This is a genomic window from Micromonospora sp. B006 (genome assembly GCF_003408515.1).
Lineage (GTDB): Bacteria > Actinomycetota > Actinomycetes > Mycobacteriales > Micromonosporaceae > Micromonospora > Micromonospora echinospora_A.
Genome location: NZ_CP030865.1, coordinates 6,035,525 through 6,049,026 on the forward strand (window position 1 = coordinate 6,035,525; position 13,502 = coordinate 6,049,026).

A 13,502-nucleotide genomic window follows, 5' to 3' on the forward strand; every position below is an offset into this window, starting at 1 on the left:
AGGCCCCATCAGCGTCGAACCACGCGTGAACGAGCAGATCCGGGCACGTGAGGTCCGACTGGTCGGTCCTGAGGGTGAGCAGGTGGGCATCGTCCCGCTGGAGCGCGCCCTGCAGCTGGCCGCGGACGTCGACCTGGACCTGGTCGAGGTTGCGCCGATGGCGCGCCCGCCGGTGTGCAAGCTCATGGACTTCGGCAAGTTCAAGTACGAGAGCGCACTCAAGGCGCGCGAAGCGCGGCGTAACCAGCAGCAGACCGTCATCAAGGAGATGAAGCTCCGGCCGAAGATCGACCCGCACGACTACGAGACCAAGAAGGGTCACGTGGTGCGGTTCCTCAAGGCGGGCGACAAGGTCAAGGTGACGATCATGTTCCGCGGCCGGGAGCAGAGCCGCCCGGAGCTGGGTTACCGGCTCCTGCGCCGGCTCGAGTCCGAGATCACGGAACTGGGATACGTCGAGGCCGCGCCGAAGCAGGACGGCCGAAACATGATCATGGTTCTCGCTCCGCACCGGGCCGTGAAGGCCTCCGCGGTCGCCGCCACGGCGTCCCGCGGTGGACCGCGCGACCGGGCTGCGGAGGAATCGGGCGCTCCGGCGACCGGCGAGACCCCGGCGGGCGAGACCGCAGCAGCCGGCGAGACCGGCACGACCGCTGAGACCAGCGGCCAGTAACAGGGGAGAAGACGTTCCAATGCCGAAGATGAAGAGCCACACGGGTATGGGCAAGCGGGTCAAGGTGACCGGCAAGGGCAAGATCGTTGCCCAGCAGGCCGGCCTTCGCCACAACCTGGAGAAGAAGCCCAGCACCCAGACCCGTCGGCTGACCGGCACCGTCGAGCTGGCCAAGGCCGACGTCAAGCGCATCAAGAAGCTGCTCGGCCGCTGACGCGAGCCACCTGAACCGAAGAAGGAGTTGAGATGGCACGCGTCAAGCGGGCTGTGAACGCCCAGAAGAAGCGTCGTACCCTGCTGGAGACCGCGAGCGGTTACCGCGGTCAGCGCTCCCGGCTCTACCGCAAGGCCAAGGAGCAGGTGCTGCACTCGATGCAGTACTCCTACCGGGACCGTCGCGACCGCAAGGGCGACTTCCGGCAGCTCTGGATCCAGCGGATCAACGCCGGCGCCCGGGCCAACGGCCTGACCTACAACCGGCTGATCCAGGGCCTGCGCCTGGCCGGCATCGAGGTCGACCGGAAGATCCTGGCCGACATGGCCGTCAACGACGCCGCCTCGTTCGCGGCGATCGTCGAGCTGGCCCGCGCCGCCGTGGCGGCCGAGGGCACCGGTGGCGCCGCGGCTCAGGCCGCCTGACCCACCTCGTACGGCAGATCGAGGCGTCTCCCATGCAGTCACAGTCGCAGGGGAGGCGCCTCGACGCCGTTCCCGGCCCGTTCACCACGCGTACCCCCAGGGTCGCGGCGGCCCGCCGGCTGCACCGCCGACGCGACCGCGAGCAGGCCGGCCGGTTCCTGGCCGAAGGGCCGCAGGCGGTCCGGGAGGCGCTCGCCCGCGCCGGCACCGTGGTCGAGCTGTTCGGCACCCCGGCGGCGCTCGACAGGTACGCCGACCTCGCCGCCACCGCCGCCCGGGCCGACGTGCCGGTCTCCGAGGTGACCGACGACGCGCTGGCCGCGCTCGCCGAGACCGTCGCGCCGCAGGGCCTGGTGGCGCTCTGCCGGCACCTCGACGTACCCCTGGACGAGGCCGTGGCGCGCGGGCCGCGCCTGGTCGCGGTGCTCGCCGGTATCCGCGACCCGGGCAACGCCGGCACCGTGCTGCGCACCGCCGACGCGGCGGGCGCGGGCGCGGTGATCTTCGCGGGCGAGGCAGTCGACCCCTACAACGGCAAGTGCGTGCGGGCCTCCGCCGGCAGCCTCTTCCACGTCGACGTGGTGCGCGCCGCCGACCCGCTCGCGGCCGTCGAGGCGCTGCGGGCCGCCGGCCTGGAGATCTTCGCCACCACCGGGTACGGCGACAGCGACCTGGACGACCTCGCCGACGCAGGAAGGCTGTCCGCCCCGACCGCCTGGCTGTTCGGCTCCGAGGCGCACGGCCTGCCCGACGAGCTGACCGCCGCCGCCGACGCCCGCGTCCGGGTGCCGCTGCACGGGCGGGCGGAGAGCCTGAACCTGGCTGCGGCGGCGGCCGTGTGCCTGTATTCTTCCGCCAGAGCACTGCGTGTCCCCCGGGGCACGCGAGACACAGCAGGGGAGTCCGCCTCGTCATGAACGCGCCACGGCGTTCGTTTAGCCAGCCCGCCGGTGTCGGCGGGCGGCGGGCCTGACCTTCCCCCTGCACGACTCCCCACCGGCGGGCTGCGGCGAAGCCGCGCGTCCGTAGACTCGCCTAGCCACCCGTGAGGGTCGGCGCCGCCGTGAGGGAGTGCCCGTTCACCATGAGCTACCGCAACGATCCGTACGACCCGAAGCAGGTCGCCCTGCTCGACCCGGACGCCCTGGCCGGAGCAGTGGCCGACGCCGAGAAGGCGTTCGCCGAGGCCGCCGACCCGGACGCGCTCACCGCGCTGCGCCCCGCGCACCTCGGTGACCGGTCCCCGGTGTCGCTGGCCCGCCGGGAGATCGGCGCGCTGCCGCCGGCCGCGAAGGCCGACGCCGGCAAGCGGGTCAACGAGGCCCGCCGGGCGATCGAGTCCGCGTACGCCGCCCGGCAGGAGATCCTGGACCGGGAACGGGCCGCGCGGGTGCTGGTCGAGGAACGCGTCGACGTGACCCTGCCCTACGACCGCCGGCCGCGTGGCGCCCGCCACCCGTTGAGCGTGCTGATGGAGCAGATCAGCGATCTGTTCATCGGCATGGGCTACGAGGTGGCCGAGGGCCCCGAGGTCGAGCTGGAGTGGACCAACTTCGACGCGCTCAACATCCCGGCCGACCACCCGGCGCGCGGTCTGATGGACACGTTCCACATCGCACCCGAGGGAAGTGGCCTGGTGCTGCGCACCCACACGTCGCCGGTGCAGGCGCGCACCATGCTCAGCCGCAAGCCGCCGATCTACGTGGTGGTGCCCGGCCGGGTCTACCGCACCGACGAGCTGGACGCCACCCACGCGCCGGTGTTCCACCAGGTCGAGGGCCTGGTGGTGGACAAGGGCATCACCATGGCGCACCTGCGCGGCACGCTCGACCACTTCGCCCGGGCCATGTTCGGCGAGGGGGCGAAGACGCGCTGGCGGCCGCACTACTTCCCGTTCACCGAGCCGTCGGCGGAGTTCGACGTCTGGTTCCCGGAGCACCGGGACGGTCCGCAGTGGGTCGAGTGGGGCGGCTGCGGCATGGTCAACCCGCGGGTGCTGCGCGCCTGCGGCATCGACCCGGAGGTCTACTCCGGATTCGCGTTCGGCATGGGCATCGACCGGACCGTGATGGTCCGGCACGGCGTCAGCGACATGCGGGACATGGCCGAGGGCGACGTGCGGTTCACCCGCGCGTTCGGCGCCTGAGCTACGGGAACGGTGGTTTAACAGTCATGCGAGTTTCTGTCAGTTGGCTGCGGGAGTACGTGGACCTGCCGGCCGACCTGCCCACCGGCGACCTGGAGCAGGCGCTGGTCGACCTCGGCATCGAGGTCGAGTCCGTGGTGGACCTGCGCGAGTCGGTCACCGGCCCGCTGGTGGTGGGTGAGGTCCTGGAGATCGAGGAGCTGACCGGCTTCAAGAAGCCGATCCGTTTCTGCCGGGTGGACGTCGGCGCCGCGAACGGCACCGGTGAGCCGCAGGAGATCGTCTGCGGGGCGCGCAACTTCGCCCAGGGCGACAAGGTCGTGGTGATCCTCCCCGGTGGGGTGCTGCCGGGCGGGTTCGCGATCGGCGCGCGCAAGACGTACGGGCGCAACTCCCACGGCATGATCTGCTCGGCGCAGGAGCTGGGGCTCGGCGACGACCACTCCGGCATCGTCGTGCTGCCCGAGGACGTCAAGGCCCAGCCCGGCGACGACGCGCGGCCCGTCGTCGGCCTGGACGACGTCGTGGTCGAGATGGAGATCACCCCGGACCGCGGGTACGCGCTGAGCGTGCGCGGCATCGCCCGGGAGCTGTCGCACGCGCTCGGCGTGCCGTTCCGCGACCCGGCCGACGCGCCCGCGCCCGGCGCGACCGCCGAGCCGGCGTACCCGGTGGAGGTCCGTGACCCGGTCGGCTGCGACCGGTTCGCGGCGCGGATGGTGCGCGGCGTCGACCCGACCGTCGAGACGCCGGGCTGGATGCGGCAGCGGCTCACCGCGGCCGGGGTGCGCAGCATCTCGCTGGCGGTCGACATCACCAACTACCTGATGCTCGAACTCGGCCAGCCGATGCACGCCTTCGACGCGGACCGGATCGCCGGGCCGCTCGTGGTGCGCCGCGCCGAGGCGGGGGAGAAGCTGACCACGCTGGACGGCGTGAGCCGCACCCTGTCCGCGGAGGACCTGGTCATCTGCGACGACACGGGTCCGATCTCGCTGGCGGCGGTGATGGGCGGCGAGACCAGCGAGGTGCTCGCCTCCACCACGAACGTGCTGTTCGAGGCGGCGCACTGGGACCCGGCCACGGTCGGGCGTACCGCGCGGCGGCACAAGCTGTTCAGCGAGGCGGCGAAGCGGTGGGAGCGGGGCGTGGACCCGGCGCTGCCGCTGGTCGCGCTGGACAAGGCGGTCCGGCTGCTCACCGACCTGGCCGGTGGCACGGCCGGCGCGGAGGTGCTCGACATCGACCACGTCGCGCCGCGTACGCCGGTGACGCTGCCGGTGGACCTGCCGTCGCGGCGCGTCGGCGTGGCCTACTCGCCGGACCGGGTGGTCGAGCTGCTGGAGCAGGTCGGTTGCACGGTCACCCGCGGCGCGGACCGGCTCGCCGAGGACCCGGGCACTGTCGGCGCGGCCGCCGGAGGCGGTGCGGTGCTGACCGTGACGCCGCCGAGCTGGCGGCCCGACCTGACCGACCCGGCCGACCTGGTGGAGGAGGTGGTACGCCTCGACGGCTACGACCGCGTGCCGTCGGTGCTGCCCACCGCGCCGCCCGGCCGGGGCCTGACCTGGCAGCAGCAGCGCCGCCGCGCCGTCGCCCGCTCCCTCGCGGAGCGCGGCTACGTCGAGGTGCTGGCGCAGCCGTTCGTCGCGCCGGAACTGGTCGACCAGCTCGGCCTGCCCGCCGACGACCCGCGCCGCCCGGCGGTACGGCTGGCGAACCCGCTGTCGGAGGAGGAGCCGCTGCTGCGCACCACGCTGCTCGGCCCGCTGCTCGGCATCGTCAAGCGCAACGTCGGCCGCGGTCAGCGGGACGTGGCGATCTACGAGATCGGCACCGTCTTCCACCCGCGTCCCGGCGCGGGCGCCCCGCCCGCCATGGGCGTGGACCGGCGGCCCACCGACGAGGAGTTCGCCGCCGCCGACGCGGTGGTGCCCGCCCAGCCGCGGCACGTCGCGGTCGCGCTCACCGGCGAGATCGAGTCGGCCGGCTGGTGGGGCGCGGGCCGCACGGCCGGCTGGGCGGACGCGATCGAGGCGGGCCGGGCCGTGCTCGACGCCGCCGGGATCCCCGCCGACCGGGTGACGGTACGGTCCGGCGAGCGGGCGCCCTGGCATCCGGGCCGCTGCGCCGAGCTGGTGGTGGACGACGTGGTCGTCGGCCACGCCGGTGAGCTGCACCCGGCCGTGCTGGCCGCGCTGGAGCTGCCCCGGCGGACCAGCGCCATGGAGCTGGACCTGGACGCGCTGCCCGCCGCGCCGCTGGCCGCCGGGCCGACCATCTCCACGTTCCCACCGGCCCTGATCGACGTGGCGCTTGTGGTGGACGACTCGGTGCCGGCCGCCGAGGTGCGGGCGGCACTGGTCGAGGGCGCGGGCCCGCTGCTGGAGGACGTCCGGCTGTTCGACGTCTACACCTCCCAGCAGCTCGGCGAGGGGCGTAAGTCGTTGGCGTACAAGCTGACGTTCCGGGCCCCGGACCGGACCCTCGCGGGCGAGGAGGCGGTGGCCGCGCGGGACGCGGCGGTAGCTGTCGCCGCCGAGCGCTTCGGCGCCACCCTGCGCGGGGCCTGACCGGCCCGCCGCCCGCAGGTCGCGGGCAACCGGCTTCCCGGAGCTGGTTGCCCGCCGGCGCGGTCAGATCCAGCCGCGTAGAGCCGCTTCCACACCGGCCTGGAAGCGGCTCTCGGCGTCGAGGCGCTTCATGATGTCGGCGACCGTACGGCGCACGGTGCGCTCGGACAGGCCGAGCTGGCGGCCGATCGCCTCGTCGGTACGCCCGCAGCGCAGCAGCCGCAGGATGGCGCTCGCCTGCTTGGTCAGCCCGTCCATGCTGCTGCCGGCCCACCGGGAGAACGGGACGCCCTTCTCCCACAACAGGTCGAACAACAGGCAGAGCGCGGAAACCAGGCGCACGCTGCGGATTTCCACCGCACCCCGGCCGAGGTGCGATTCAATCGGCAGGAGAGCGATTCTGCGATCCACGAGCGTCATCCGCACCGGGGACCCCGGCAGGACCCGGCTGTCCTCCCCGCATTTGGCCATCTCCTCGGCATAGGCGCAGGAGGCCGGGTCCTGAAGAACGGTCTCCTGGTAGATGTGCCGGATGGTGATGCCGCGATCCAGTGCCATCCGGCTCAGCGCCCCGCCACTTTCCCTGATCTGCGGCGGAATTGCCGGGCCACCGGTCAGCATCATGACGCTCCCGGTGGCGGTGCGGGCGTGCTCGGACAGCCGGTCCCGCAGCTCGTCGACCCCCTTCAGGCGGACGATCTCCTCCCGTTCGTTGTCGTCCCGGCTGGCCGCGCGGGCCAGCACCGAAGCGCGGGTCGCCTGGATCCTGGCCTGCTCAGCGACCGTCCGCCGCTCCGCCTGGTCGAGCAGGACGAGCAGGCCGAGCTGCGGGCTCACCGCGCGCAGGCTGCCCGGCCGGTTCGACGAGGGCAGGATCATCGCGTGGTCGGCAAGCGCGGCGAGGGCGTCGTGGACCGCGGTCTCCGGCATGTCCAGGCCGGTGACGAGGTCCTCGACATCCCATGCCGGATTGTCAACCATCGCCCAGTAGACGGCCTCGTCGGTGGCCGACAGCCCCAATCTCTCGATCACGTTCCCTCCCCCCGGAGTCGATGGTCACACTAATGGAGGCCGAGCCTCGGGATAGATAACAGATTGATGTACGTGACATTAACTCCAGTGACGGTCGCCATTAGACAGGGGCATCTACAAGGCCGGACAGAAAATGCCGGATTTATGCGGCTGACTGCGCGGCGGAACCGGCCACGGCCGGTTCCGCCGGTACGCGGGGACGTGACGCGCCGGTTGCCAGGTACCACTCTCGATGCAACACCCGCCGGCCGGCGGGGCGATGCGGAAGGGGCGGCGATGCGGACATGCCGACGATGGGCGACGTCGAGGCGCGAACCCGGGCGGTCCGGCTCACCGGAGGCTTGCCGTGCTGCTCACCCGGCTCGCGCTGCGGCCGCCGGATGACGACCGCGGCCTCTCCGCCGGCGAGCTGACGGACTTGTTGTGGCTCAACGCCACGGTGGCCGACGGCATCCGCCACATCCACGCCCGTGAGATCGCCGGACGGCTCGCCGTAGCGGTCTTCACCGTCGCCTCCGAACAGGCGATCTCCGACTACATCGTGCAGCGCGTCTGTGAGCGCGCGATCCGGAGCGTACCCGCGTTACGCGGGTGGACGGTCACCTGATCGGTGCTCCTCGGATGAACCCGAAGGGAGGATCACGGTGGAAGCGCAAGTGGTGAGTCCGCCCCGGTGTGATCCGGAGCCGGCGGCGTCCACGCCGGCCGTCGCCTTCCGCGTCCTCGGCCCGCTGACCCTGACCACGGACGCCGACGCGCTGGTGCTGCCGCCGTCGAAGGTGGCCTGTCTGCTGGCGGCGCTGCTGTTGCACCCCGACGAGGTGGTGTCCGTGGCCATGCTGCAGCAGGCGATCTGGGGCGACGACCCGCCGGTCTCGGCCCGGGCCGCGTTGCAGACCTGCGCGTTGCGGTTGCGTCAACTGTTCCAGCGGCACGGGCTGACGGCGAACGCGATCAGGACGGTGCCCGGCGGCTACCGGATCACCGCCGGTCCGCAGAGCGTCGACCTGATGCGGTTCCGTGAGCTGACCGGCCGGACCCGCGCCGAGACGGATCCGGAGACGGAACTGGCGACGCTGGAGGAGGCGCTCGCCCTGTGGAGCGAGCCGATGCTGGCGAACGTGCCGTCGGAGGCGCTGCACCGCGACGTCGTACCCCGGCTGAACGAGGAACGCGTGCGGGTCATCGAACGACTCTGCGACCTCAAGATCGGGCTGGGTCGTGACCGGTCGGTGCTGGTGGACCTGTGGACCGCGACCCGCCTCTATCCGGCGAACGAGCGCTTCTCCGCGAGGCTCGTCGAGGTGCTGTACCGCACCGGCCGGCAGGCCGACGCGCTCGCCGAGGTGCGCCGGATCAAGGCGCACCTCGACCACGAACTGGGCGTCGGCCCGGGCGCGGGGCTGCGGCGGCTGGAGCTGACCATCCTGCGCGGAGAGGCGCCGGCGCCGGTGGTCACGGTGACGCCCCGGCCCATGCCGGCGGTATCCGTTCGTCCGCCCGCCTCCGTCGCGGGTTTCGTCGGCCGGGCGGCGCTGTGCGGCACCCTCGCCGACCGGCTGCGCGGGGGAACCCGCATCGTGGTGCTCAGTGGGCTGCCGGGCGTCGGCAAGACCGCCCTCGCCCAGCACGTCGCCGGCCTCGTCGCCGAGGACTTCCCCGGCGGCGTGCGGCAGGTGGAGCCGAGCGACCCGGACGCCGCCGCTCCCGCGGTCTCCTCCACCGGCCGCCGGCTGCTGCTGGCCGACGACGTCGCCGACGCGACGCTGGCCCGGCGGTTGCCGGAGGCGCTGGGGCCGGACGACGTGCTGCTGGTGACCAGCCGGCCCAGCCTGTCCGCCCTGGTCGCCCGGCTCGGCGGCTGGCTGCACCGGGTCGAGCCGCTCGACCGGCCGGAGGCACTGGACCTGCTCGGGGTCGTGCTGGGAGCGGAACGGGTGCAGGCCGAGTCATCGGCCGCGGCCGAGCTCGCGGCGCTCTGCGAACACCTGCCGCTGGCGCTGCGGATCGCCGCCACCCGCGTCCTGCTGCGTGCCCGGATGAGCCTCGACGAGGCCGTCGGGTGGCTGAGCGCCGATCCGATCGGACGGCTGAGCCTGCCCGGCGACCCGGAGATGTCCCTGGCCGGCCGCCTCGACGAGGCGCTGACCCGGGCCGGCGACGTGCTCGCCGACGTCTTCCTCCGGCTGGCCGAAGCGCCGGGGACGATCACCGTCCCGGCCGCCGCCGGGCTGCTCGACGTCGACCAGGTCCGCGCCGGTGAGCTGCTCGACGACCTCGTCGACCAGAGCCTGATGGAAGAGGCCGCGGACCAGTACCGGATCCGTGGCCTGCTGCGGCGGCACGCGCTCGGCGTGGCCGGCCGGAGAACGACCCCCGATCGAGTGAAGAAGGGAACCCACGGATGAGCACTGCCTACGAGACGGTGGCTCAGACCCGGCCGCGGATGCGACACGACGTGCTGTTCACCCGCACCGAGGACGGAGTGCTGTTCCACAACGCCAGCAGCGGCTTCCGGCTGTCCTCCGGCACCGCCTACCGGTTGGCGGCGCTGCTCGTGCCGCACCTCAACGGGCGCAACCGGGTCGCCGACATCTGCCGACCGCTGCCGCCCGCGCAACGCGACATGATCGGCGAGCTGGTCGACGCGCTCTACGGGCGCGGCTTCGCCCGGGACGTACCGGTCGAGGAGGATCCGGAGACGGTTCTCGACCCGGCAGTGGCCGCGGCGTTCGCCGCCCAGGTCGCCTACGTCGACCACTACGTCGACCGGCCCGCGCACCGCTTCGCCGCCTTCCGCGACACCCGGGTGGCGGTGCTCGGCGACGGTCCCGTCGCCCGGTCCTGCGCCACCGCCCTGCTGCGCAACGGCGCCGCCGGGGTGACAGTGCGGACCACTGTCGCGCCCGGCCTCGCCGACGAGCTGGCCGCGCTGACCGAGGCGGGATGTCCGGCCACCGTCGACGAACTGCCCGACGGCGACGTCGGCTGGGCCGACCTCGACGCCGACCTCGTGGTGGTGGCAGCCGGTGACGGGGCGCCCCGCGACACGCTGCGGCTGCTCGCGGCGGGGATCCCGGCCGGTCGGCTGCTCCTGCCGGCCTGGGTCTGCGGGGAACGGATGCTCGTCGGCCCGGTGCAGGGCGCAGGACACCCGGGGTGCTGGTGCTGCGCGATGAACCGGCTCACCGACAACGACGACACCGGCGCGGCGGCTGCGGTGTGGCGGGCCGCCGCCCTGCCCGCCGGGTCCGCGCCGGTGGCCGCCGAGCCGGACGGGCCGCTGGCCGCGATGGTCGGCAACCTGCTCGCGTACGAGGTCTTCCGGCTCACCACCGGCGCGCTGCCCGGGGAGACCGACGGCGCGGTGATCGTGCAGCACCTGGCCTCGCTCGACGTGCTGACCGAGCCGCTGCTCACCCACCCGCGCTGCGCCTTCTGCCGGCCGGAGTCGCCGGAGCCGTCCACTGTAGATCTCGTGCTGGACGAGCCGGCCGCCGACGCCGCCGACGAGTCGGCGCGGGCCGAGGCGGCAGTGGCGCGGCTCGCCGCCCACCAGCCGCTGCTCCAGCCGCACGTGGGCGTGTTCCGTCGCTACGACGACGAACGCTGGGACCAGACCCCGCTCAAGATCGGCGCGGTCGACCTCACCGATCCGGGCGGTCGCCGCCGTACCGTCCACGCGTTCGACGTGCACCACGTCGCCGCGGCCCGGCTGCGGGCGCTGCGGGCCGCCGCGGTGACTGTCACCGGGCAGGCGGCCGTCCTCCGGCCGCCCGCCGCCGACGCGCCGCGCCTGGACGCCGCCCGGCTCGGCCTCGACTCCGGCTGGGCCGAGCCGGACGGGGGCGGCTGGGCGGCGGCCCGCTCACTGCTGACCGGCGCGGCGGCGGCGGTGCCGGCCGCGGTGCTGGAGCCGTTCGGCGCGGCCAACCGTGCCCGCGGCGCGGAGCCGACCCGTGCCGGCGGCGGCGCCGGCGGTGACCTCGCCGAGGCGGTGCGGTGCGGTCTGGCCTCGGCGCTGGCGTACCGCGCGTTGCGTGCGGTCGTCGAGGGCCGGTCCGCCGCGCGGCAGGTACGCCTGGACACCCGTGGAGCCGACCCGGAACTGGTCTTCCTGAGCAAGTCGGCGGCGAACCTGGGGATCGCCGTGGAACTGCTCGACCTCTCCGGCGCGGCGGAGGGCGGGCTGAGTGTGCTCCTGGCCCGCTACCCCGACCAGACCGACGGCCGCTGGCGGTACGCCGTGGCGGGTGACCCGGTCCACGCGGTCGCGGCCGGAGCGGCGCTGCGGGACGTGCTGGGCCAGGCGGCGCTGCGCGCACAGGATCCGGCGATCACCCCGGACACCGGTGACGCGCTGCTGGACGAGTTCGACGCGGGCACCCTCGCGGTGGGAGACCCGGCGCCGGCCGACGGCGCCGCGCTGAGCTGGTCACAGGTGCGCCAGGGGTTGCGCGAGCGGGGACACGACGTGCTGGTGGCGTCGGTGGGCGGCGCGGACCTGGCCGCCGGCGGGCTGGTCGCGGTCAAGGTGCTGCTGACCGCCCAGGAGGGCCGGTGAGCCACACCGCCGAGACCGACGAGCTGGTCTGCGCCGGGCTGGCGCGGCTGCTGGCCGAGCGCGGCTGCCCCGCCGAGGTGGTCGCGCTGGGCGTACGGGACGAGCTGGCCGCGCCGGCGGGCTCTGCCGGTGGGCCCCGCCTGCTGGTCTACGGGCATGTGGTCCTGCTCGGCCCGGCGGCGTCCTCGGGCGCCTGCGCGACCTGCCTGGCGCGGCGCTGGCAGGCGGTGCGGCACAGTGACCTGCGGGACGCTGTCGAGTTGGGCGGTGACACCCGGGCGGCCGGTCCGTGGCCGTACGCGATCGCGCTCGTCGCGGACCTCCTGGCCGCCCTGGTCGCGGCCCACCACGGCGGCGCCCCGGCGGCGGGCGACCCGGCCGTGGTGTTCCAGGTCGACCTGCAGACCCTGCGGGTGCGCCGGGTTCCGTTGGTCGCGGACCCGCAGTGCCCGGCCTGCGGCGGCGCCGTCCCGGACACCCGCGATCTCGCCCCGATCGAGCTGGCGTCCACCGCCAAGAGCGACCCGGCCGGTTTCCGGGGCCGGAACCTCGACGACTACCCGCTGGACGTGGAGGCCTTCGCCAACCCGGTGTGCGGGGCGCTCGGCTCGACGCTGTGGCAGGACCTGACCTCGCTGTCCACCGCGCCGGCGATCGGCTCGTTCACCCTGCGCAGCGGCCGGTACCTGCGTGAGACGCTCTACGGTGGACACACCGACGGCTTCCGTCGCAGCGCCCGCGTCGCCGTGCTGGAGGGACTGGAACGCGCCGCCGGGCTGCGCCCGCGACGTAAGCGCACGGTGGTCACCGCGACCCTGCGGGAGCTGGGCGACGACGCCCTCGACCCGCGCGAGTGCGGCGTCTACGCCGACGACTTCTACCGGGCCAACCCGTACGTGCACCGCTTCGACCCGGACCGGCCGATCAGCTGGGTCTGGGGTTGGTCGCTGCGCGACCAGCGGGCCGTGCTGGTGCCCGAGGTCCTGGTCTACTACCACGCCGCCAGCGTCGAGGAACGCTTCGTCCAGGAGACCTCGAACGGGTGCGCGTCGGGCGGCTCTCTGGTGGAGGCCGTCTACCACGGCCTGATGGAGGCGATCGAACGCGACGCGTTCCTGCTGGCCTGGTACGGCGGGCGGGCCCTGCCGGAGATCGACACGGCCACCATCGACCGGCGGCAGACCCGGCTGATGATCGACCGGCTGGCCATGTACGGCTACCGGGCCCGGTTCTTCGACGCCCGGATGACCTTCGACATCCCGGTGGTGACAGCGGTCGCCGTGCGGGAGGACCGCGGCCTCGGCGCGCTCGCCTTCGGCGGCGGCGCGAGCCTCGACCCGCAGGCCGCCGTCACCGCGGCGCTGTGCGAGATCGCCACCGACTCGGTGATGGTGCGGCTGCGCGCGGGCGCCGACGAACCGCGGCTGCGGACCATGGTGGACGACTTCTCCCAGGTGCGCGGCCTGCACGACCATCCGCTGCTGTACGGGCTGCCGGAGATGCGACGGCACGCCGGGTTCCTGCTGGACAACGGCCGCCCGCCGGTCGCGATGACAGAACTGTACGGGCCGGACCGTCCCGCCCCGCCGGTCTCCGCCGACCTGCGCGACGACCTGGAGTACTGCCTCGAGGCGGTCACCGGGCACGGGTTCGACGTGATCGCCGTCGACCAGACCACACCCGAGCAGCACGACCTGGGGCTGGCCACGGCGAGCGTGCTGGTGCCGGGCCTGCTGCCCATCGACTTCGGCTGGATGCGCCAGCGCGCGCCCCACGCGCCCCGGCTGCGTACCGCCTTCCGCGCCGCCGGACTCCTCGACCGCGACCTGCGCGACGACGAGATCCACTCCGTTCCCCACCCGTTCCCGTGAGGTG

Annotated in this window: 11 protein-coding genes; 10 read left to right on the top strand and 1 reads right to left on the bottom strand. The window is 73.8% G+C overall.

Going from position 1 to position 13,502, the window contains the following annotated elements; all coding sequences use genetic code 11:
• Positions 1 to 25: 25 nt before the first annotated feature.
• From infC to pheT, 6 genes are all read left to right on the top strand, one after another.
• Positions 26 to 673, top strand: a complete 648-nt coding sequence (infC, locus tag MicB006_RS27115; RefSeq protein WP_073827710.1) for a translation initiation factor IF-3 — start codon at positions 26 to 28, stop codon at positions 671 to 673.
• Between the two features lie 19 nt (positions 674 to 692).
• Positions 693 to 887: a 50S ribosomal protein L35 gene (gene rpmI / locus MicB006_RS27120; protein ID WP_026267805.1), complete on the top strand. Its 195-nt coding sequence runs from the start codon at positions 693 to 695 to the stop codon at positions 885 to 887.
• 32 nt (positions 888 to 919) lie between these two features.
• Positions 920 to 1,312, top strand: a complete 393-nt coding sequence (gene rplT / locus MicB006_RS27125; RefSeq protein ID WP_043324928.1) for a 50S ribosomal protein L20 — start codon at positions 920 to 922, stop codon at positions 1,310 to 1,312.
• Between the two features lie 32 nt (positions 1,313 to 1,344).
• Positions 1,345 to 2,229: an RNA methyltransferase gene (locus MicB006_RS27130; RefSeq protein WP_116509927.1), complete on the top strand. Its 885-nt coding sequence runs from the start codon at positions 1,345 to 1,347 to the stop codon at positions 2,227 to 2,229.
• 167 nt (positions 2,230 to 2,396) lie between these two features.
• Positions 2,397 to 3,458 carry a phenylalanine--tRNA ligase subunit alpha gene (gene pheS / locus MicB006_RS27135; protein WP_013474913.1) on the top strand — a complete coding sequence of 354 codons (1,062 nt, stop codon included), beginning with the start codon at positions 2,397 to 2,399 and terminating at the stop codon, positions 3,456 to 3,458.
• A 26-nt stretch (positions 3,459 to 3,484) separates the two neighbouring features.
• Positions 3,485 to 6,031 (top strand): phenylalanine--tRNA ligase subunit beta, encoded by a 2,547-nt coding sequence (pheT, locus tag MicB006_RS27140; protein ID WP_116509929.1) that lies wholly within the window; start codon positions 3,485 to 3,487, stop codon positions 6,029 to 6,031.
• 63 nt (positions 6,032 to 6,094) lie between these two features.
• On the opposite strand, the gene MicB006_RS27145 is transcribed toward pheT, so the two are convergent.
• Positions 6,095 to 7,012: a helix-turn-helix transcriptional regulator gene (locus tag MicB006_RS27145; protein ID WP_116511862.1), complete on the bottom strand. Its 918-nt coding sequence runs from the start codon at positions 7,010 to 7,012 to the stop codon at positions 6,095 to 6,097.
• Between the two features lie 397 nt (positions 7,013 to 7,409).
• Here MicB006_RS27145 and MicB006_RS27150 point away from each other — a divergent pair, with 397 nt between their 5' ends.
• From MicB006_RS27150 to MicB006_RS27165, 4 genes are read left to right on the top strand one after another with little or no spacing between them, the layout of a single operon-like run.
• A complete protein-coding gene (locus MicB006_RS27150; protein ID WP_073827715.1) occupies positions 7,410 to 7,670 on the top strand; it encodes a hypothetical protein in 261 nt (86 codons plus the stop codon).
• A 49-nt stretch (positions 7,671 to 7,719) separates the two neighbouring features.
• Positions 7,720 to 9,471 (top strand): BTAD domain-containing putative transcriptional regulator, encoded by a 1,752-nt coding sequence (locus MicB006_RS27155; RefSeq protein ID WP_116509930.1) that lies wholly within the window; start codon positions 7,720 to 7,722, stop codon positions 9,469 to 9,471.
• Positions 9,468 to 11,627 carry a TOMM precursor leader peptide-binding protein gene (locus MicB006_RS27160; RefSeq protein WP_116509931.1) on the top strand — a complete coding sequence of 720 codons (2,160 nt, stop codon included), beginning with the start codon at positions 9,468 to 9,470 and terminating at the stop codon, positions 11,625 to 11,627. Before MicB006_RS27155 ends, MicB006_RS27160 begins: the two co-directional genes overlap by 4 nt.
• The gene (locus tag MicB006_RS27165) at positions 11,624 to 13,498 is read left to right on the top strand and encodes a TOMM precursor leader peptide-binding protein (protein WP_116509933.1); all 1,875 of its coding nucleotides are present in this window, start codon (positions 11,624 to 11,626) and stop codon (positions 13,496 to 13,498) included. Before MicB006_RS27160 ends, MicB006_RS27165 begins: the two co-directional genes overlap by 4 nt.
• Positions 13,499 to 13,502 lie beyond the last annotated feature (4 nt).